Origin of the sequence: Micromonospora sp. WMMD956 (assembly GCF_029626125.1) — a bacterium.
GTDB classification, from domain to species: domain Bacteria; phylum Actinomycetota; class Actinomycetes; order Mycobacteriales; family Micromonosporaceae; genus Micromonospora; species Micromonospora carbonacea.
Genome location: NZ_JARUBI010000005.1, coordinates 7,084,928 through 7,104,935, shown reverse-complemented (window position 1 = coordinate 7,104,935; position 20,008 = coordinate 7,084,928). Strand labels below are relative to the sequence as shown.

General features: G+C 75.3%; 20 protein-coding genes. 15 read left to right on the top strand and 5 right to left on the bottom strand.

Features of this window, described 5'->3' with window-relative positions; translation table 11 throughout:
- Positions 1-391: 391 nt before the first annotated feature.
- From O7628_RS30805 to O7628_RS30790, 4 genes are all read left to right on the top strand, one after another.
- On the top strand, positions 392-985 hold the full coding sequence (locus O7628_RS30805; RefSeq protein WP_278127502.1) for a hypothetical protein: 594 nt from the start codon (positions 392-394) through the stop codon (positions 983-985).
- 231 nt (positions 986-1,216) lie between these two features.
- The gene (locus O7628_RS30800) at positions 1,217-2,122 is read left to right on the top strand and encodes a hypothetical protein (protein WP_278127501.1); all 906 of its coding nucleotides are present in this window, start codon (positions 1,217-1,219) and stop codon (positions 2,120-2,122) included.
- Positions 2,123-2,137: 15 nt separating this feature from the next.
- Positions 2,138-3,109: a pirin family protein gene (locus tag O7628_RS30795; protein ID WP_278127500.1), complete on the top strand. Its 972-nt coding sequence runs from the start codon at positions 2,138-2,140 to the stop codon at positions 3,107-3,109.
- A 63-nt stretch (positions 3,110-3,172) separates the two neighbouring features.
- The gene (locus O7628_RS30790) at positions 3,173-3,835 is read left to right on the top strand and encodes a hypothetical protein (RefSeq protein WP_278127499.1); all 663 of its coding nucleotides are present in this window, start codon (positions 3,173-3,175) and stop codon (positions 3,833-3,835) included.
- Positions 3,836-4,050: 215 nt separating this feature from the next.
- On the opposite strand, the gene O7628_RS30785 is transcribed toward O7628_RS30790, so the two are convergent.
- Together O7628_RS30785 and O7628_RS30780 are read right to left on the bottom strand one after the other, a co-directional pair.
- Positions 4,051-4,668: a DUF1345 domain-containing protein gene (locus O7628_RS30785; RefSeq protein ID WP_278127498.1), complete on the bottom strand. Its 618-nt coding sequence runs from the start codon at positions 4,666-4,668 to the stop codon at positions 4,051-4,053.
- Positions 4,669-4,736: 68 nt separating this feature from the next.
- A complete protein-coding gene (locus O7628_RS30780; RefSeq protein ID WP_278127497.1) occupies positions 4,737-5,006 on the bottom strand; it encodes a DUF2795 domain-containing protein in 270 nt (89 codons plus the stop codon).
- 186 nt (positions 5,007-5,192) lie between these two features.
- Between O7628_RS30780 and O7628_RS30775 the strand changes: the two genes are divergently transcribed.
- A complete protein-coding gene (locus O7628_RS30775) occupies positions 5,193-5,606 on the top strand; it encodes a DUF2267 domain-containing protein (RefSeq protein WP_074473237.1) in 414 nt (137 codons plus the stop codon).
- Between the two features lie 98 nt (positions 5,607-5,704).
- On the opposite strand, the gene O7628_RS30770 is transcribed toward O7628_RS30775, so the two are convergent.
- Entirely contained in the window at positions 5,705-6,907 is a 1,203-nt protein-coding gene (locus tag O7628_RS30770) for a CaiB/BaiF CoA-transferase family protein (protein WP_278127496.1), read from the bottom strand.
- 258 nt (positions 6,908-7,165) lie between these two features.
- Between O7628_RS30770 and O7628_RS30765 the strand changes: the two genes are divergently transcribed.
- The 4 genes from O7628_RS30765 (at position 7,166) to O7628_RS30750 (ending at position 9,898) form a co-directional block, all read left to right on the top strand.
- Positions 7,166-8,185: a TerC/Alx family metal homeostasis membrane protein gene (locus tag O7628_RS30765; RefSeq protein ID WP_278127495.1), complete on the top strand. Its 1,020-nt coding sequence runs from the start codon at positions 7,166-7,168 to the stop codon at positions 8,183-8,185.
- 66 nt (positions 8,186-8,251) lie between these two features.
- Positions 8,252-8,851, top strand: coding sequence for a sulfite oxidase-like oxidoreductase (locus O7628_RS30760; protein WP_278135864.1), 600 nt, complete (start codon positions 8,252-8,254; stop codon positions 8,849-8,851).
- Positions 8,848-9,594 (top strand): ferredoxin reductase, encoded by a 747-nt coding sequence (locus tag O7628_RS30755; protein WP_278135863.1) that lies wholly within the window; start codon positions 8,848-8,850, stop codon positions 9,592-9,594. The genes O7628_RS30760 and O7628_RS30755 overlap by 4 nt, the downstream gene beginning before the upstream one ends.
- Before the next feature lie 19 nt (positions 9,595-9,613).
- Positions 9,614-9,898: a DUF6510 family protein gene (locus O7628_RS30750; protein WP_278135862.1), complete on the top strand. Its 285-nt coding sequence runs from the start codon at positions 9,614-9,616 to the stop codon at positions 9,896-9,898.
- A gap of 109 nt (positions 9,899-10,007) precedes the next feature.
- On the opposite strand, the gene O7628_RS30745 is transcribed toward O7628_RS30750, so the two are convergent.
- A complete protein-coding gene (locus tag O7628_RS30745) occupies positions 10,008-11,036 on the bottom strand; it encodes a family 43 glycosylhydrolase (RefSeq protein WP_278135861.1) in 1,029 nt (342 codons plus the stop codon).
- 147 nt (positions 11,037-11,183) lie between these two features.
- Between O7628_RS30745 and O7628_RS30740 the strand changes: the two genes are divergently transcribed.
- The 4 genes from O7628_RS30740 to O7628_RS30725 all read left to right on the top strand — a co-directional run bounded on the left by O7628_RS30740 (position 11,184) and on the right by O7628_RS30725 (position 15,259).
- Positions 11,184-12,059 carry an endonuclease/exonuclease/phosphatase family protein gene (locus O7628_RS30740; protein WP_278135860.1) on the top strand — a complete coding sequence of 292 codons (876 nt, stop codon included), beginning with the start codon at positions 11,184-11,186 and terminating at the stop codon, positions 12,057-12,059.
- 149 nt (positions 12,060-12,208) lie between these two features.
- Positions 12,209-13,366: a ThiF family adenylyltransferase gene (locus tag O7628_RS30735; RefSeq protein WP_278135859.1), complete on the top strand. Its 1,158-nt coding sequence runs from the start codon at positions 12,209-12,211 to the stop codon at positions 13,364-13,366.
- Between the two features lie 13 nt (positions 13,367-13,379).
- Positions 13,380-13,766: a hypothetical protein gene (locus tag O7628_RS30730; protein ID WP_278135858.1), complete on the top strand. Its 387-nt coding sequence runs from the start codon at positions 13,380-13,382 to the stop codon at positions 13,764-13,766.
- Between the two features lie 293 nt (positions 13,767-14,059).
- A complete protein-coding gene (locus tag O7628_RS30725) occupies positions 14,060-15,259 on the top strand; it encodes an alpha/beta hydrolase-fold protein (RefSeq protein ID WP_278135857.1) in 1,200 nt (399 codons plus the stop codon).
- 48 nt (positions 15,260-15,307) lie between these two features.
- Here O7628_RS30725 and O7628_RS30720 read toward each other — a convergent pair whose 3' ends face one another.
- The gene (locus O7628_RS30720) at positions 15,308-16,630 is read right to left on the bottom strand and encodes an FAD-dependent monooxygenase (RefSeq protein WP_278135856.1); all 1,323 of its coding nucleotides are present in this window, start codon (positions 16,628-16,630) and stop codon (positions 15,308-15,310) included.
- Positions 16,631-16,793: 163 nt separating this feature from the next.
- On the opposite strand from O7628_RS30720, the gene O7628_RS30715 reads away from it, so the two are divergent.
- Positions 16,794-18,470 carry an L-lactate permease gene (locus O7628_RS30715; RefSeq protein WP_278135855.1) on the top strand — a complete coding sequence of 559 codons (1,677 nt, stop codon included), beginning with the start codon at positions 16,794-16,796 and terminating at the stop codon, positions 18,468-18,470.
- 98 nt (positions 18,471-18,568) lie between these two features.
- Positions 18,569-19,870 (top strand): NAD(P)/FAD-dependent oxidoreductase, encoded by a 1,302-nt coding sequence (locus O7628_RS30710; protein WP_278135854.1) that lies wholly within the window; start codon positions 18,569-18,571, stop codon positions 19,868-19,870.
- Positions 19,871-20,008 lie beyond the last annotated feature (138 nt).

Sequence of the window (20,008 nt, the reverse complement as noted above, 5' to 3'; positions counted from 1 at the left end):
CCGGCGCGGGGGCGGCGTGGGGTGGGGTCGATGTGGGCCTGCCGGGGGCGGGGTGGTGACGGGCGGCACCCGTGGGCCGGAATCTCGACGGGGTCGGGGTCGTTACACCTGACGCACGACCGAAGCAGCACCCACCAGACCCCCCGACCCAGCAGCCCCCCGCCCCCAGGGGTGGTGGCCGGTCGCCGGGAATGGGCGCGGGTCGCCGGTCGTTACACCTGGACCCGGGCCGGCACCACCACTGATGGCAGCCGCCCCGGTCCCCTTCCCCCGCTCGTCTTTCCCCCTTTTGTTCGTTGTTCGGGCGCCTCGACGTGGTGCTCGCACACCCCCACACCACCCCCGTTCGGGGCGTGAGGGTGTGCCGACCCCCCGATTGGAGTCACCCCCCATGAACACGACCATCCTGCGCAAGAGCGTCCTCGGCATCGCCGGACTCGCCTTCGCCGGTGGCCTCGCCGCCGGCCCCCTCCACCACACCACCACCGACACCGGTGACGCGCGGCCCGTCGCCACCACCACCCAGTCCAGCGGCGTGGACGCCGGGAAGCTCATCCCCCACGGCGTGCAGGGCACCCAGTCCCGCATCCACCTCGACCCGGAGCAGACCGCCAACGTCAAGGCCATCATCGCCGCCACCAAGAAGGCCGGCCTCGACGAGCGCGCCGCGGTCATCTCCATCGGCACCGCCCTGCAGGAGTCGAAGCTGCAGAACCTGGGCCACCTCGGCGACCGCAACGACCACGACTCCCTCGGCCTGTTCCAACAGCGCCCCTCCAGCGGCTGGGGCACCCCCGAACAGATCACCGACCCCGAGTACGCGACGACAGCATTCCTCAAGGGCCTGCGACAGGTCGACGGCTGGCAGAACATGGCCCTGACCGACGCCGCCCAGACCGTCCAGGTCTCCGCCTACCCCGACGCCTACGCGCAGTGGGAACAGCAGGCCGCCGACCTCGTCACCCAACACTGGAACAACAGCTGACCGATCGCACACCGCCACCGGCCGGGCCCCCGAACACCAGGGACCCGGCCGGTGGCGTCCTTACCGGTGGCGCCCCGACCCTCGGCGGCCCCCGCCTAGCGGGGTGTTAACAAGGGGCCCTTCCGCTACAGAAAGCGTTAACAAGGGGCCCTTCCTTGCAAGCGGGGGGCGGAGTGATCCGATCCCGGGTCGGGTACGTACTGCCTGGCGGGGACCGCGAAAGGGGAGCACATGCCGGTGTCGGAGCATGACGCGTACCGCCGTCCGGAGGCCGTTCCTCCGGTGCCCGCACCGGTCGTCGAGGTGACCGGGGACCCCGTCCCGCAGCCGCCCGTCCCGGCCTGGCCGCGCGGCGTACGCCTCATGGTCGCCGCCGCGGTCGTGGTGCTGGCGTTGGGGGCGGGCGCGGTGGCGGTGACCCTGGCCAACCCGGACCGGCTGGGGGTGGCGTTCTCCGGCGGCAGGCCGGACGTCGGGTCGACGGTGCCGCTGGCGGCCGAGCCCGGCGGCGGGGGAGCGTCGGCCGACGGCCGGGTGCTCACCGCGCCCCTGGCCGGTAGGGCCCGGGCCAGTTTCGAGCTGGTCGACGGGCTGACCACGTTCGACCTGCGCATCGACGACCTCGGCGAGGACCTGTACCGGATCACCAGCCCCGCCCACGGCGGGGTGGAGCCCCGCCCGGAGCTCGTCGGCGACCGGCTGCGGGTGCGGATGGCGGTCAGCGGCCGGCGTGGCCCGGCCGTCGCGGAGGTCGTGCTCAGCTCCCGGGTGACCTGGCGGCTGCGGCTGGCCGGCGGGGTGACCGAGCAGGTGCTGGACCTGACCCGGGGACGGCTGACCGGGCTGGAGCTCGCCGCCGGGGCCACCCGCGTCGACCTGCGCCTGCCCCGGGTCGTCGGCACGCTGACGGTGCGGCTGACCGGCGGGGTGAACCAGTTGGTGGTGCGGGTGCCCGGCGCGCTGCCGACCCGGGTCCGGGCGGGTGCCGGCGCGGGCGCGGTCACCGTCTACGACCGGCACCGGCAGGGGGTGGCGGCCGGCACGCTGACCGGCTCGCCGGACTGGGACCGCCGGGCCGACCGGGTGTACGTCGACATGGTCGCCGGGGCCAACACGGTGACCGTCGAGGGGAGCTGAGCGTACAGTCGGGCGGTGGATCGTACGGAATCTCTGCCGGCGCAGACCCGACCGCCGGGCGGGGCGCCCGCCGACCCGGGCAGCGTGCTGCTGCCGGGCCACGACGTGCCGCTCGGCCGCTACACGACGGTGCGCCGGTTGCTGCCGCAGCGCCAGCGGCGGATGGTCGGGGCCTGGTGCTTCGTCGACCACTTCGGTCCGGACGACGTCGCGCAGCGGCCCGGCATGGAGGTGCCGCCCCATCCGCACACGGGCCTGCAGACGGTGACCTGGCTGCTCGACGGCGAGATCGTGCACCGGGACAGCCTCGGCAACGTGCAGCCGATCCGCCCGGGGCAGCTCAACGTGATGACCTCCGGGCACGGCATCGCGCATTCGGAGCGGTCGCCGGCGCAGCATCCGCCGGTGATGCACGGGGTGCAGTTGTGGGTGGCCCTGCCGGACCCGGCGCGGGCCGGTGGGCCGGGCTTCGCCCACCACGAGGACCTTCCGGTGTGGCGCGACGGCGACACCGACGTGACGCTGCTGGTGGGCGAGCTCGGCGGGGAACGCTCCCCGGCCGTGGCGCACACCCCGCTGCTCGGCGCGCAGCTCACCGCCCGGGGCGCGGCGCCGGCCCGGCTGCCGCTGCGCCGCGACTTCGAGTACGCGCTGCTGGCGATGTCCGGCGTCGCCGAGGTGGGTGACGTGTCGGTGGAGCCGGGCTCGCTGCTCTACCTCGGCCTGGGTCGGGAGAGCCTGACCCTGGCCGCCGCCCCGGGCAGCCGCCTGCTGCTGCTCGGCGGGGAGCCGTTCGAGGAGCCGCTGGTGATGTGGTGGAACTTCGTCGGCCGGTCGCACGAGGAGATCGCCGAGGCCCGCGCGGACTGGGCGGCGGGCCGCCGCTTCGGGGTGGTGGCGGACGACGCGGCCCCGCCGCTGCCGGCGCCCGCGTTGCCGACCACCCGGCTGCTGGCCCGCACCCGGCACGGCGAGATCCTGCGCTGAGCCGCCGCTCACCCCGCCGCCGCCCGCCAGGCGTGGCCGGCGGCGACGCGGGTAGTCGCGGGCATGCCGACCACCGCGATCTCCACCATCGAGGACAGGAAGCGCCTGGCCCGCCGCCTGGCGGGCGACGGGCGCGGCTTCGCCGAGCAGTACGGCTTCCGGGTGACCAACAACCCGTCCAGCCTGTTCCAGTTGCTCACCCTGTCGGTCCTGCTGGCCCGCCGGGGTGACTTCCGGTGCGCCGTGGCCGCCGCGGCGGCGCTGCGCGACTCCGGGTGGGACAGCGCCGCCCGGCTGGCCCGGTCGCTGCACGCCGACCGGGTCCGCGTGCTGCGCGGGGCGGGGCTGCGCGGCGACGTCGACGCGCTCGCCGACGGTCTCGGCGACCTGGCCCGCACGGTCGTGGACCGCTACCGGGGCGACCTGCGCCGGCTGCGCGGCGCGGCCCGGCACGACCCGGCCGCCGAGCGGACGCTGCTGGCCGGGTTGCCGGGCGTCGACGGCGAGGCGGTGGCGTTGTTCCTGCGCGAGGCGCAGGCGTTGTGGCGGGAGGTGGCCCCGGTGGCGGACCGGCGGGCGCTGGCGGCGGCCCGCCGGCTGGGGTTGGGCGGTTCGGCGGCCGACCTGGCCGACCTGGCCGGCGGGGGCGAGTCGGAGCGGCTCGCCTGGCTGGTCGGCGCGCTCGCCCGGGTCGACCTGGAGCAGCGGTACGCCGAGCTCACCTGAGGTGCGTTGGCCCACAGTTTTCCGCAGAACTGACCGTTCGGATGATGGCGTCGGTACGATGATCTCGGCAGTTGACTCCCGCCCTCATCGGGTGGGAGTGGCCGCCCGGCGGTGCGGTCCGGTTCGGGCCGCGTTCACCGCCGGGGCACAGGTTCTGCGTGGCGCCCCGGGTCGCGGTTCGTGGCCCGGGGCGCCCGTCTGTCGAGGCGGTCCGCTCAGCCGGCCAGCCCCACCACCAGGTTCACCGTCGCGGCGATGATCACCGCGCCGAACAGGTACGACAGCAGCGAGTGCCGCAGCACGGTGGTGCGCATCTCGTTGCTGGTCAGGTTCGTGTCGGAGACCTGGAAGGTCATCCCCACGGTGAACGCCAGGTAGGCGAAGTCCGAGTAGCGGGGGCACTCCCGCTGGTGGAACATCACCCCGCCCTCGGGTCCCGTGTAGTAGATCCGCGCGTACCGGGCGGTGTGGACGGTGTGCACCACCAGCCAGGACAGCAGCACGCTCACCACGCCCAGCCCGCCGTACGCGTCGCGGCGCGGCCCCGGCGGGGCGCTGTGCGCGTACAGCAGCACCACCGCGACCGCCAGCAGGCTGGCCAGGCAGGCGACCAGCAGCAGCACGTCGCGGACGGCGCGGCTCGGGTCCTCCCGGCCGGCGAGCCGGGCGGTGCCCTCGCCGTCCAGCGGCCACAGCCTGCGCCACACCAGCACCAGCCAGCTCAGCGCCGCCGCGTCCCAGCCGACGAGGGGACCGATCCGGGGCGAGCCGACGAGCGCGAACAGGCCGCCGGCCAGCAGCCCGACCAGCCCCATCACGAGCAGTTGCGCCACCGCCGGGGGGTGGCCGTCGACGCGCCGCACCGGCCGCGTACCCAATCGCCCGGGCCGCCGGCGGGCGGTCAGATGCGCCGCAGGTGCTGCGAGACCCGGGTGTGCGGCTCCCTGGCCTGTGCCGCCCGGCGGGCCGGGCTCGCCTCGGGGGCCGTCTCGATGCCGGCGGACCGGGCCACCTCGGTCCCGTTGGCGTAGTCCACCGGGGGCAGGGCCCGCAGGGCGCGCAGCACGTCCGGCGGGGCGCCCTCCCGTTCCGCCTCGCGGACCACGTCGGCCTTGTCCGCCGGGTAGTCGAGGCTGGACAGGTACTGCAGGACGTCGTCGTAGCTCGCCATGGGTGCGCTCCTCGTCGCCGCGATCGGGCTTCCCGACCGGCGGCGGTTACCCACCATGCGGCCGCCCACGCCCGCGCGGGGCCCGGCGATCGACGCCGCCCGGCCGCCGTTTCCCGGCCCGTCCGGCGGGTACGCGAGCCCCTCCTGCGGGCGCGACCGGCCCGAGGCAGCGGAAGGAGCGCCGTCATGAACTACGACACCTTCGTCGACCAGGTGGCCCTGCGGGCGCGGGTCCCCGGCGAGCGGGCCGTCGAGCTGACCCGGGCCACGCTGGAGACGCTCGCCGAGCGGCTGACCGGCGGCGAGGTGCTCGACCTCGCGGCGCAGCTGCCGAGGCCGTTGCAGCTGGTCCTGCGGCCCAGCCCGGACACCGAGGCCGCCGACCGGTTCGGCGCGGCCGAGTTCGTCGCCCGGGTCGGCCAGCGGGCCGGGCTCGACGAGCGGGCCGCCCGGGACGCCGTGCGGGCGGTGTTCACCACCCTGCGCGAGGCGGTGACCGGCGGGGAGTTCGACGACATCGTGGTGCAGATGCCGCGCGACTACCGGGACATGGTGGAGCCGGCGCTCGCCCCGGGCGCGGCGGCCCCGCGCCGACCCTGACCGGCGGGCTCTCGGGTCGGCAGGCCCCCGCCTCGTGGCGGGTTGGCAGGGGTCCCCTGTACAACAGAATGCGTTAACAGGGGGCCCTTCCTTGCGCCTCAGGCGATCGCGCCGGCGGCGCGTAGGGCGGCGATCCGGTCGGCGGCGAGGCCGGCCTCCGCCAGGACCTCGTCGGTGTGCTCGCCGGGGTGCGGGGGCGGCCGGCGCAGCGCCGTCGGCGTGCCGGAGAACCGGGGCGCCGGGGCCGGCTGGGTCGCCCCGGCGTGCTCCACGAACACCCGCCGTGCCGCCAGGTGTGGATGCCGCGGGGCCTCCGCCCAGTCGAGCACCGGCGCGACGCAGGCGTCCGAGTCGCCGAGCAGGGCCGTCCACTCGTCGCGGGTGCGGGTGCGGAACAGCCGTGCCCAGGCGGCCCGCAGGGCGGGCCAGTTCGCCGGGTCGGCGCGCTCCGGCGCGTCGTCGCCGGGCAGCGGGAACCCGGTGCGGCGGACCAGCTCGTCGTAGAAGCGGGGCTCCAGGGCGCCGACCGCGAGGTGCCGGCCGTCGGCGCACTCGTACGTGTCGTAGAACGGCGCGCCGCCGTCGAGCAGGTTCACCCCGCGCGGGTCCTGCCACCTGCCGGCCCCGCGCAGCGAGTGGATCATCGTGGCGAGCACCGACACGCCGTCCACGATGGCCGCGTCGACGACCTGGCCCGGCGCGCCGGCGCGGACGGCGTACAGGGCGGCGACGACGCCCAGGGCCAGCATCATCCCGCCCCCGCCGAAGTCACCGAGCAGGTTCATCGGCGGCACCGGGCGCTCCCCGGCCCGGCCGATGCCGTGCAGCGCCCCGGTCAGCGCCAGGTAGTCGATGTCGTGCCCCGCGTACGGGGCGAGTGGGCCGTCCTGCCCCCAGCCGGTCATCCGCCCGTAGACCAGGCGGGGGTTGGCCGCGAGGCAGTCGGCGGGGCCGAGGCCCAGGCGTTCGGTCACCCCGGGGCGGAAGCCCTCGACCAGCACGTCCGCGCCGCCGATCAGGGCCCGCGCCGCCTCCCGGCCCCCGGGCGACTTGAGGTCAACGGCGACGGAGCGGCGGCCCCGGTTGAGCAGGTCCGGGTGCGGGGTGCCGAAGGCGGCCGGGTCGACGTCGGTGGCCCGGTCCACCCGGATCACGTCGGCGCCCAGGTCGGCCAGCATCATCGCGGCGAACGGGCCGGGCCCGATGCCGGCCAGTTCGACCACGCGTACCCCGGTGAGGGGGCCGACCGGGCCGCCGCCGGCCGACGGGTCCGCGTCGGGGTGGTGCGCGCGCTCGCTCACCGGGACACCATAGGCGCGGGCGGGCCTCGGGGGACAGGGCCGGCCGGACCGCCCGCCACCGGAGCATCACCCCTGGTGACAGGTCGGTGTCGGCTTGGCGAGTCGCCCGGAGCTGACCTAACCTGGTCCCACGAGGGGAGTACTTCCCACGAACCATTCCGGTCAGTACGGCGTGCCCGGGGCGCGCCTCGGGTGGTTGCCCACGGAATCGTGGGTGAAGGAGACCTCGAACATGACACGGTGTTCGAGGAGACCCATATGACCGAATCATCCCTTCTTGCTGCCGGCGCGCTGTCCTCGATCGGCACGCCCACCCTCTGGGCGGTCACCATCGCCGGGGTGCTCGCGCTGCTCGTGCTGGACTTCCTCGTCACCCGCCGCCCCCACGAGGTGTCGATCCGGGAGGCGCTCGGCTGGTCGGCGTTCTACGTCGCCCTCCCGCTCGCCTTCGGCGCGTGGATCTGGTCGCGCTACGGCTCCCAGCAGGGCGTGGAATACCTCACCGGCTACCTGGTGGAGAAGTCGCTCTCGGTCGACAACCTCTTCGTCTTCATGCTGCTGCTGGCCGCGTTCGCGGTGCCGGCCGTGCTCGCCCAGCGGGTGCTGCTCTACGGCATCGCCGGTGCGCTGGTGCTGCGCGCCGTCTTCATCGCCCTCGGCGCGGCGGCGTTGCAGACCCTGGACTTCGCCTTCCTGATCTTCGCCATCATCCTGATCGCCACCGCCGTCAAGCTGCTCCGCGACGCCCTCTCCGGGCACGAGCAGGAGGTGGACATCAACAAGATGCGGTCGGTGAAGCTGCTGCGCAGGTTCATGCCGGTCGTCGACGAATACCAGGGCACGAGGATGACCGTCCGGCAGGGCGGCCGCCGGGCGCTCACCCCCCTCGCGCTCGTGGTGGTCGCGGTGCTCGCCACCGACGTGGTCTTCGCCGTCGACTCGGTGCCGGCCGTCTACGGCATCACCGAGGACCCGTACCTCGTCTTCGCCACCAACGCCTTCGCGCTGCTCGGGCTGCGGGCGCTCTACTTCGTGCTGCACGCCGCGCTCAGCCGGCTCGTGCACCTCAGCTACGGCCTGGCGATCATCCTCGCCTTCATCGGCGTCAAGCTCGGCCTGCACTGGGCGCACGGCATCTGGTCCGGCGTGCCGGAGATCCCGACCCTGGCCTCGCTCGGCGTGATCATCGGCGTGCTGGTGATCGTCACGCTCACCAGCCTCCGGGCCACCCGCGACGCGCCCCCGGGCGACAAGGAGGTCGTCGCGGGCCGGCACTGACCGCGCGGCGCGCGTCGGTCCGGGCGAACGGTACCGACGCGCGCCCACAGGTGGTACGACTGACGGGTGGGAATCGTCTCGCCAGGCTTCCAAGGCCGACGCCGCTCGGCGGGGCCGGCCCTGCCGCCCGGGCAATACCTCACCGAGGACTTCCCGGTGCTCTCCGCCGGCCCGACGCCGCGGGTGCGGCCGGACGCCTGGGAGTTCGTCGTCACCACCGAGACCGGCGCGGAGCACCGCTGGACGTGGGCCGAGTTCACCGCCCTGCCGCAGGAGACCCCCACCGTCGACATCCACTGCGTCACCCGGTGGTCCAAGCTCGGCACCACCTGGCAGGGCGTCTCGCTCGACGTGCTGCTCGACGGCGTCGACACCGACGCGGCGTACGCGCTGGCCCACTCCTACGGCGGCTACACCACGAACCTGCCGCTGGCCGACCTGCGCGGCGGACGCGCCTGGGTGGTGCACGGCTACGACGGCCGGGACCTGCCCGCCGAGCACGGTGGGCCGGCCCGGCTGCTCGTGCCGCACCTCTACCTGTGGAAGTCCGCCAAGTGGGTGCGCGGCATCCGCCTCGGCAACACCGACACCCCCGGCTTCTGGGAGACCGCCGGCTACCACGACTACGGCGACCCGTGGCGCGAGCAGCGCTACGCCGGCGATTGAGCGCCCCGCTGGCCGCCCCGCTGGGCTGGCGGGTGGCCCGGCTCGTCGAGCGCCGCACCGAGACGCCGACCGCGCAGACCCTCGTGCTCGACGTCCCCGGCTGGCCCGGCCACCTGCCCGGCCAGCACGTCGACGTGCGGCTCACCGCCTCCGACGGCTACCAGGCCGCCCGGTCGTACTCCCTCGCCGGGCCCGCCGAGGGCGACCGCGTCGCGCTCACCGTGCAGCGCGTGCCCGACGGAGAGGTCTCGTCGTACCTCATCGACACCTGGGCCCCCGGAGACCCGGTGGAGGTGCGCGGCCCGGTCGGCGGGTGGTTCGTGTGGCGGCCCGCCGAGACCGCGCCGGTGCTGCTGGTCGCCGGCGGCTCGGGCGTGGTGCCGCTGATGGCGATGGTCCGCGCGCGCCGCGCCGCCGGCAGCCGGGCCCCGTTCCGGCTGATCTACTCCGCGCGGACCCCGGCCGACGTGATCTACGCCGACGAGCTGCGCCGCCGGGCCCGCGACGACCAGGGCCTCGACGTGGCGTACGTCTACACCCGGGCCGCCCCCGACGGCTGGCGGGGCGAGCCGCACCGGGTCGGGCTGGCCGACGTGAACACCCACGGCTGGCCGGCCGAGCTGGAGCCGCTGTGCTACGTCTGCGGCCCGACCGGGTTCGTGGAGACGGTGGCGGACCTGCTGGTGGGGCTGGGCCACCCGCCGCGTCGGGTCCGCACCGAACGCTTCGGCCCCACCGGCTGACCGCCGACGAGGAGACCCCATGACCGAACAGTCCTACCTGGACGGCAACATGCTCGACGGCCCGCTGCGGGAGGTCTTCGCGATGGACGTCAGCGCGGCCACCGGGCGCTGCGCGTCGTGCGGCGCGACCGGTCCCATGGCGGGCCTGCGGGTCTACTCCCACGCCCCCGGCCTGGTGGCCCGCTGCCCGGCCTGCGCGGAGGTGATGCTGCGCCTGGTGCGCGGGCCCGACCGGGCGTGGCTCGACCTGCGCGGCACCACCTTCCTCCAGGTGCCGCTGCCGCCCGACCCCCGCCCGCGCTGACGCCCCGGTCCCGGCGTCGTCCGCCGGGACCGCACCCGCGGTCCGGCGGGTCGCTCGGACACGGTCCGGCCGGTGCGCGCCCGCGGTCCGGCCGGTCGCGCGGCGGCGGTCAGAGGAACGCGCCGACGCGGGGGGTGGCGCCGTCCCACCGGAACACCGCCGCGTACAGCGCGCGGCGGGCGTCGGCGGGAAGCGAGCCGTCGGGCTGCTGTCGGCACGGGGCGGTGCCGCCGCAGACCCAGCCGTGCAGGAAGATCCGTTGCTCGTCGTCGACCAGTGCCGGCACGACGTCGGCCCCGCCCGGGCCGCAGATGCCGGTGCCGGCGGTGGTGAGCAGCGAATTCTGGGCCTTGCCGTGGAAGTCCCACTTGTCGGTGGAGGTGAGGTAGACGGTGGCGTAGCTGCAGTTGTCGTAGCCGTACCGGGAGGCGAACAGCACGAAGGTGGAGCCGCGCTGGCGTAGCTGCGGGTTCTCGATGATGCCGTCGCTGCGGACCAGCTCGCCGCTGGGGTTGCCCAACCAGCCGGTTCCGGCGTCGTCGACCCGCAGCATCCGGATCGACGAGGGCGTCTGCTGCGTCTTGTACAGCAGGAAACGGCGGCCCTCGGCGTCCTGGAACGGCGCCGGATCGATGACGCCGGCGGCGGACACCGGCCGACCCGGCACCGCGTCGTCCGCGCCGTGCGCGCCACCCGGACAGACCAGCGGGGTGTCGCCGACCGGATCGTACGGGCCGCCGATGGCGGTGGACCTCGCGACGCCGATGCACCGCTGCCCGTCCAGGTCCTTCGCCGGAGCCGAGTAGTAGAGGACCCAGCCGGCGGGGGTGCGGACCGCGTCCGGCGCCCAGACCGCCCCGCTCGCGGCCCAGCCGGGCAGCGTCCGGAGGACCGCGCCGAGATCGACCCAGGGGCCCGACGCGGTGTCCCCCCGGTATGCCGGGGCCCGGCTGCCGGTGGCGAAGACGAAGAAGTTCCCGTCGTGCTGCACGACCCCCGGGTCGGCGACGCCGCCGGGCGGGGCGTAGACGGGTTGCGGGACGGCTGCCGTGGCCGGCGTGGCGCCACCGCCGACCAGGCCGAGCGCGGCAGCGACGACGGCGGCCAGCAGCGGTCGCCAGGTCCTTCGTGGAGACACCGGACTCCTCCGGGGGACGGGATGCGCCGAAAACGTGCCTAGGTATTCATGATGATGACTTCTTTGCCCGTTAGTGTCTACGTCCGGAACAGCGTCGGCGTCGCGCGCGACGTCCCGTCCGGAACGGCAGCGAGGGGGGAAGCGTCGATGCGGAGCGCAGGACGGTGGTTGGCCCGCGGCGCGGGTGCTCTGGTCGGCTCGGTCGTGCTGGTGGCCGGTCTGCTGCCCGCGCCCCCGGCAGCCGCGGCGAACGCGACCTTCAGGGTGGCGACGTTGAACATCCTCTACGAGCTGACCCAGGCCCAGTTCGTCGAGGACCTGCAACTGATCACCTCGAAGGCGGACCTGGTCGGCCTCAACGAGGTGGGCGGCCGGAAGTCGTACCTACAGGACTGGGCCGCCGCGAACGGTTGGTGGCTGTACGCGCCCGAGCCGACGCAGGCCGCGGGAGAGGCGCTGTTGGCCCGCAAGAGCATGTTCGACGTCCTCGACAAGGACTCGGTCTTCGTGTGCGACACCAACGGGCCGGGCGAGGCGCCGCCGGCCCGCTACAACAACTGGGTCCGGTACCGGCACAAGCAGAGCGGCCGCAGCGTGTTCCACATCAACGCGCACGCCAACGCCAGCATCGAGGAGAACGGCCGCCCGGAGGACCTGCCGCGCACCAGGTGCGCCGAGAAGCAGTTCCAGGACCTCAAGGACCTGGCCGCCGTGAAGAAGGACCAGGGGCAGGTCATCGTCAGCGGCGACCTCAACGTCGACTTCAGCGCCGACCGGGCCTACGGGTACGAGAAGTTCCCGTGGAAGGTCTTCGAGGCCAACGACCTGCCCAACCTGCGATCCTGCTACAACCTCCTCGGCGAGAAGGGCAACGGGACGCACGGCAACCGGCACATCGACTACATCTACTTCTGGAAGCGCCTCGAGGAGTACCGGGAGATGTGGCTGAACGACTACGACATCGTCGGCGGGACCAACTCCGACCACAACGGCGTCGTCGCGCACTTCTCCATCGCCCTGTAGGAGCCGACCTGCGGGCCCGGCGTCGGGTGCCGGCCCGGGCCGGCGCACGCCGTCCGGGTCACCGTTCGGACACGGGGTGTTGCTTTCGTCACCGCCGTCCGCCAGGCTGATCGCCAAGACAGCGATCTGCCGTACGGGGGCGAGGATCGATGGCTTCACTCATCACGTCCGGGTGGTATCCGCAGGTGAAGCCCGAGCACGGCCTGCACCGGCTGCCCGGCGGGCGGATCCGCATCGGCGGCTCGGTCTACGGCATCGCCGCCGAGGTGCTCGACACCACCGGCGCGATCTGGACGACGCTGCGCGCCGCCGACGGCACGCGTAGCGCCGAGGAGATCGTCGCGCGGGTCCTCGCCGCGCACCCCACCGAGTCGGCGCGGGCGGTGCGCGCCGCGCTGGACCAGTTCGCCGCCGCCGGCTACCTCGCCGACGCGGCGGCCCCCGACCCGCCGGAGCTCACCGACCGGGACCGCGAGCGCTACGACCGCAGCCGCCGCTTCCACCGGTGGATCGACCTGGTCCCGCGCGCCTCCTCCTGGGAGCCGCAGGTCGCCCTGAAGCGGGCCCGGGCCGTCGTCGTCGGGCTCGGCGGCACCGGCGGGGCCGTCGCGCTCGCCCTCGCCGCGAGCGGCGTGGGGCGGCTGCACTGCGTCGACCCCGACGTGATCGAGCTGTCCAACCTCAACCGCCAGACCGTGTACGTCGAGGACGACATCGGCCGGCCCAAGGCGGACGTCGCCGTCGCCCGGCTGCGCCGGCTCAACTCCGACATCGACGTCACCGGCGAGCAGGCGGAGGTACGCGGGCCGGCCGACCTGCGGCGGCTGGTCGCCGACCGCGACGTGCTGGTGCTCTGCGCCGACCGGCCGGGTGCCATCCGGGCCTGGGCCAACCGGGTCTGCCTGGACACCGGCACCCCGTGGGTCGACGCCGGCTACCACGGGCCGGTGGTGACGGCGGCGGCCTACCTGCCCGGGCTCGGCCCCTGCTACGAGTGCTTCTGGCTGGCCGAGCACGACAAGCGCCGCCGCGACGACCCGGCCGCCGAGTACACGGTGGAGCGGGAGAGCAGCAGCGCGGTCAGCGCCGCCTCCGCCGGGCTCTCCGGCCACCTCGCCGCCCACCTGGCGTCGGCGCTGCTCACCGGCGTGCCGGCCGTGCGCCCCGGGCAGCTCCAGGGGATCAACCTCGTCGCCGCCGACCAGCACTTCCTCATCGCCCACCCGCCGCACCCACGCTGCCCGGCCGGCTGCGGCGGCGAAGCGGTCGACGCGGTGGTCGCCACCGGCCGGGCGTCGCGCCGGTGAGCTGCCGCTGCCGGTGCAGTTCCTCGTCTTCATGCGCACCGACGTCTACTTCGTCCTGCAGGACGTCGCGGGCGCGCGCAACCTCTACGCCGACGGCGCCGCGTACGCCCGGTGGTGGCTGCGGCGGGCGGCCCGCCGGCCGGGCCGCGACCCGAGCCTGGCGCTGCCCGCCCGGGAACGCCGGGCCGTCCGCTGGTACGCGTTGCTGCTGGTCGTCGGCACCGCCGCCTGCCTCACCGCCGCCGCCGCCGTCGCCGTCGCCGTGCTCGGCGGCTCCTGGGCGGTGTGGTGCTGGGCGTGGTGGCGGCGGCACGGTCGGCGGCTGCGCACCCTTCGCCGCGCCCGCCGCGCCGTGCCGGTGGCGGGGCCGGCCGGCCACCAGTCGAGGGGAGGGAGGTGAGCGGCGTGGAGCAGATCGTCATTCGGAAGCTGGACAAGGTGGAGACGACCAGTGCGAGCAACCCCAGCGGCAACTGAGCCGGGGCCCGGCCGGCGCGCCGCCGGCGTGCCGGTGCCGGCGGCGCGGCGGCCACGGCTGCCGTCGGCCGCCCCGCCGCCGCGCCCACCCGCACCGGGCGTCGGCCCCCACCACCCTGATCCACCTCGCCCCACCACCCCACCCCCACCACCCCCACCACCACCTCGCCCCACCATCCCGCCCCTCCGACCCGATCGACGAGACAGGGACCAGCCGTGCCGGAGACCAGCCCACGCATCGCCCGCCTGTTGCACGACCTGCGCGCCGGCGGCGCACAGGCGCTCGCCGACTTCTGGCGGGAGGTCGCCGCCCGGGGCACGCCCCTGATCGAGCAGGTCGACGGCGACAGCGCCCTGGTGACCTTCCTGTGGCGCGGGGAGGCGGCCCAGACCACCACCGGCTGGGGCATCGACCTGGCGTTGCGCCGCGTCCCGGGCACCGACCTGTGGCACGGCTCGCAGCGGCTGCCGGTCGACCTGCGCACCATCTACTTCCTGCGGCACGGCTCGCCGGCACTGCCGACCGACGCCACCGGCCGGGGCCCCACCCACCTCGACGTGTTCAACCACCACCCGTTCCGGCTGCCCGCCGACCCCGCCGACCCCAACGACCGGGAGCTGTGGACGTCCCTGTTGGAGCTGCCGAAGGCCCCCGACGAGCCCTGGATCCGGCACCACCCCGGCGTGCCCCGGGGGACCGTGCTGACCACCGGCGTGCGCACCGCCGCCTGGGGCGGCCGCCGCCGCGTCGCGGTCTACCGGCCGGCGGTCCCGGCCACCGGGCCGCTGCCGCTGCTGGTGGTCTTCGACGGCTACCTCTCCCGGGCGCTGCTGCGGGTGCCCGCGACGCTGGACAACCTGATCGCCGCCGGGCGGATCCCGCCGACCCTGGCGCTGTTCGTCTCCGCCCCCAGCGGGGCGCGCCGGATGACCGAGCTGCGCCCGTCGGCCGCGCTGCGCGCGTTCGTCACCCGGGAGCTGCTGCCCTGGGCCCGGCGGCGCTGGGCGGTCACCGACGACCCCGCCCGGCGGGTCATCGCGGGCTCGTCGCTGGGCGGGCTCGCCGCCGCGTACGTGGCGCTGGCCGCCCCCGGCGCGTTCGGCGCGGTGATCGCCCAGTCGGGCAGCTTCTGGTGGCCCGCGTCGGCGCGGCCCGGCGAGCGGGAGTGGCTGACCCGCGCGTACGCCGGGTGGCCCGCCGCGCCCGTGCGGTTCTACCTGGACGTGGGGGACCGGGAGAACACCTGGCCCCGCCCCGAGCAGGTCGACCAGCTCTCCGTCAACCGCCGCTTCCGGGATCTGCTGGTCGCCCGCGGCCACCAGGTGACCTACGCGGAATACCGGGGTGGGCACGACTACGTCAACTGGCGGCGCACCTTCGCCGAGGGGCTGCTCGCGGTCCTCGGCGGCCCCTGACGCCCACCGGTCCGACGTTCACCGGTCCGACGTTCACCGGTCCGACGTTCACCCGGTCCGGGTGCCGCCCCGCAGCACCCGGGCCACGATCGCCGGCCGCAGCAGCCGGTGCGGCGGGTCGACGAGGTTGAGCACCCGCAGGAACGCGGTGCCCAGGACCGCGTCGGTGCGCGCCGCCGCGTGCAGCCGGTGCACGTACGCGTTGACGAGCCGGACCCGCGGCGTGCGCCGCCCGGCCACGCCGGGGAACCGCAGGTCCGTGCCGACCGCGATGGACCACGGCCCGTCGATGAGCCGGCCGGCGCCCCGGAAGAACCGTCGCCGCAACCGGCGTCGGTCGCCGGCCAGCAGCCGCCGCAGCAGCAGCCCCTCGCCGGCCGCGACCGTCATGCCCTGACCGTAGACGGGGTTGAAGCTGCACAGGGCGTCGCCGAACACCAGGAACCCGTCGGGGAAGCGGCGCAGCCGCTCGTAACGCCGCCGCACGCTCGCCGGGTAGCGCATCAGCGCCGGCCCGCCCACCGGGACGGCCTCGCGGACCACCTGGCTGATCAGCGGCTGGCCCAGCGACTCGGCGAACCGGGCGTAGCCCTCGTCGTCCAGCGGCGGCTGCTCGCCGAGCACCCCGCTCAGCGCCACCGCGAAGCGGCCGTCCTCCTGGGCGGCGACGATGCCGGTGCGCGGGCGTCCCGGTACGGCGTTGGTCAACGCGCCGAGCAGGCCGTCGAGGTGGCGGGGGTCGCGCTCGTAGGTGCGGGTGACGTAGGTGACGTCGACGGCGACCCGCTGCTCGACCGGGGCCGGGTAGCCGAGCGCGGCCAGCCACGCCGGGCTGCGCGACGCCCGGCCGCAGGCGTCGACCACCAGGTCGGCGTCGAGCCGGTACGCCGCCCCGCCGCGCGGCGTCAGCAGGACCCCGGTGATCCGGCGGCGGTCGTCGGAGGCGCACAGGGCGGTCGCCTCCGCGGGCGGGCGGAAGTGGACGTTGGCCAGCCGCTCCACCCGGGCCCGCACCGTGCGCTCCAGCAGGGGGCGGCTCACGCCCACCCCGACCAGGTCGGACGCGGACCGGCGCATCAGGTGGCCGTCGTTGCACCAGTGCACCTGCCCGTTGAGGTCGACCAGGGGCGCGCCGGCGGCGTGCAGCTCGTCGCTGAGGCCGTCGAACAGCTCGTCGAGCGCCGCCCGGCCCCGGGCCAGCAGCACGTGCAGCTGCCGCGACTGGGGCACCCCGCGCCGGTGCGCGACGGCGTCGGGCAGCGCGTCGCGGTCGACGAGCGTGACGCTGTCGTACGCGTCGCTGAGCACCCGGGCGGCGATCAGCCCGGCCATGCTCGCGCCCAGCACCACGGCGGCGCCCGCTCGGCTCATGCCGCGACGGTAGCCGGCCCGGGGCGGGGCCGGCCTCTTCGAGATTGCGCAACCGGCCCGGCGGCAGGGCAACCTCGAAGAAGCGGCGTGCGCGGATCTTGGGTGGGATGAGCCCAACTCCACGCCGCCGGGACCGGGGGGCGTCGCACCCGAGGTGGTCTCGATGTACCAGCAGCCCCTGCAACCGGTGGCCGGCTCGCTCGCGCTGAGCGCCGCCTGCGCCGCGCTGCCCCTGCTCACCCTGTTCCTCCTGCTCGGGGTCGCGCGTACCCGCGCCTGGGTGGCGGCGTTCGGCGCGCTGGCCGTGGCGGTCGTCCTGGCCTGGGCGCTGTGGCGGATGCCGCTGGCGCAGACGCTGCTGGCCGCCGGGCAGGGCGCGACGTTTGCGCTCTTCCCCCTGGTGTGGACGTTCGGCACGGCGATCTGGATCTACCGGATGACCGTGCACACGGGACACTTCGACACGCTGCGGCGCGGCTTCGCCCGGATCAGCGACGACCGGCGCGTGCAGGCCATGGTGATCGCGTTCTGCTTCGGATCGCTGCTGGAGGCGCTCGCCGGTCAGGGCACGCCGGTGGCCGTCACCACGGTCATGCTGCTGGCCCTCGGGTTCACCCCGGTCCGGGCGGCCACCGTGGCGCTGGTCGCCAACACGGTGCCGGCCGCGTTCGGGCCGCTCGGGCTGCCGATCACCACCCTTTCCGGGGTGACCGGGCTGCCCGCGGCGGAGCTGGGCATGATGGCCGGCCGGCAGGTCCCCGTGGTGGCGGTCCTCGTCCCGCTGGTGCTGCTCCTCGTCGTCGACGGCCGCCGGGGGCTGCGGGAGCTGTGGCGTCCGGCGCTGGCCTGCGGCGTCGCGTTCGCGCTGGCCCAGTTCGCCACCACGAACTTCCTGACGGCCGCGCTCGCCGACATCGTCGCCGCCTTCGCGGGGGCGGGCGTCCTGCTGCTCGTCACCCGCCGGGCCCGCCGGCCGGTCCCCGCACCGGCCGGTGACGGCCCGCCCGAGCGCGCCGCGTCGTCGGGGTCCGTCGCGTCGCCGTCGGGCGCAGCGGGGCCCGCCGGGTCGCCGCAGGGCCCGCCGGAGGGCGGCACGCCGCCGCCGGGCCGGGCGTGGCTGGCGTACGCGCCCTACGTCACCATCGTGGCGGTCTTCGCCGTCTCCCAGGTGCCGGCCGTCAAGCGCCTGCTGGACGCCGGCACGCTCGCCGTCTCCTGGCCCGGCCTGCACGTGCTCACCGCCGCCGGCGCCCCGTCGCCCCTGTCGACCTTCCGCTTCGCCTGGCTCGCCGCGCCCGGCTCGCTGCTGCTGGTGGCCGGCCTGGTCACGATGGCGCTGCTGCGGGTCTCCCCGCGCGAGGCCGGGCGGCTCTACGGGCGCACCCTGTACGAGCTGCGCTGGGCCGTGCTGACGGTGGTCGGCCTGCTGGCGCTGTCGTTCACGATGAACGCGTCCGGGCAGATCGCCACCCTCGGCGTCTGGATGGCCGGCGCGGGCACCCTGTTCGCCGTCCTGGCCCCCGTCCTCGGCTGGCTCGGGGTCGCCCTGACCGGCTCGGACACGTCGTCGAACTCGCTGTTCGGCGCGCTCCAGGTCGCGGCGGCGCAGCGGGCCGGCCTCGACCCGGTCCTGCTCGCCGCCGCCAACGCCTCCGGCGGCACGCTGGGCAAGATGATCAGCCTGCAGAACCTCACCATCGCCGCCGCGGCCGTCGGCCTCACCGGCCGGGAGGGCGACCTGTTCCGCCGGATGTTCGGCTGGAGCGTGCTGCTGCTCGCCCTGATGTGCCTGCTGGTGGGGCTCCAGGCCACGCCGCTGCTGTCCTGGATGGTGCCCTGACGGCGTCGTCCACGTCGACCGTCGCCCGGCCGGCTCCCGGTGCCCGGCGGTGCGTCCCGGCACGTTTGTCCCCGGCCAGGGCGGGAACGGCACCCGTCATGACGAAACCTCGTGTGGTGATCGTGGGGGCCGGATTCGCCGGTTACCACGCGGCGAAGACGTTGAGCCGGACCGCCCGCAACAAGGCCGAGATCGTGCTGCTGAACTCGACCGACTACTTCCTCTACCTGCCGCTGCTGCCCGAGGTGGCCGCCGGCGTGGTCGAACCCGGGCGGCTCAGCGTGCCGCTCAGCGGCACCCTCGACGGCGTGCGGGTGGTCGTCGGCGAGGCCGACCGGGTCGACCTGCAGAACCGCTGGGTCGGCTACCGGATGCCGGAGGGCGACGGCGGCCGGCTCGCGTACGACCGGCTGGTGCTCGCCGTCGGCAGCGTCAACAAGCTGCTGCCCATCCCCGGCGTGACCGAGTACGCCCACGGGTTCCGCGGCCTGCCCGAGGCGCTCTACCTGCACGACCACGTGGTCCGCCAGATCGAGCTGGCGGAGCTGACCGACGACCCGGCCGAGCAGCGGGCGCGCACCACGTTCGTGGTCGTCGGCGCCGGCTACACCGGCACGGAGGTCGCCGCCCACGGGCAGTTGTTCACCGACCGGCTGGTCGCCCAGCGGCCGCACCTCGGCGTCCGGCCCCGCTGGATGCTGCTCGACGTGGCCCCCCGGGTGCTGCCGGAGCTCGACGAGCGGATGTCCCGCACCGCCGACCGGGTGCTGCGGCGGCGCGGCGTCGACGTGCGGATGGGCGTCTCCGTGTCGGAGGCCACCCCCGACGGGGTGATGCTCACCGACGGGGAGTACGTGCCCACGTGCAGCCTCGTCTGGTGCGTCGGCGTGCGCCCCGACCCGTTCGTCGCCGAGCTGGGCCTGCGTACCGAGAAGGGCCGGCTCGTGGTGGACGAGTACCTCACGGTGCCCGGCTTCCCCGAGGTGTACGCCTGCGGAGACGCGGCGGCGGTGCCCGACCTGACGCAGCCCGGGAAGATCTGCACGATGACGGCCCAGCACGCCCAGCGGCAGGGCCGGCTGGTGGCCCACAACATCGCGGCCTCCTACGGGCAGGGCCGGCGTCGCCCGTACAAGCATCACGACCTGGGTTGGGTGGTCGACCTCGGCGGCCGGGACGCGGCGGCGAACCCGCTGAAGGTCTCGCTGGCCGGCCTGCCGGCCAAGGCCGTCACCCGGGGCTACCACCTGCTGGCGATGCCGGGCAACCGGGCCCGGGTCGGGGCGGACTGGCTGCTCGACGCCGCCCTGCCCCGCCCGGCGGTGCAGCTCGGCCTGGTGCCGGCCAACGCGGTGCCGCTGGAGAGCTCGTCGCCGGAGGTCCCGGCCTACCGCCGCTGACGGACCGCCCGCGCCCGTTCGCCCGCCCGCCCGCGCCGCGCCCGTTCGCCGGCGGGCGGGCGCGGGCTCGGCCGTGAGAAGGGGACCCTTCTCTACTGAAAGCGTTAACAAGGGGCCCTTCCTTGCACCCGCCCCTGC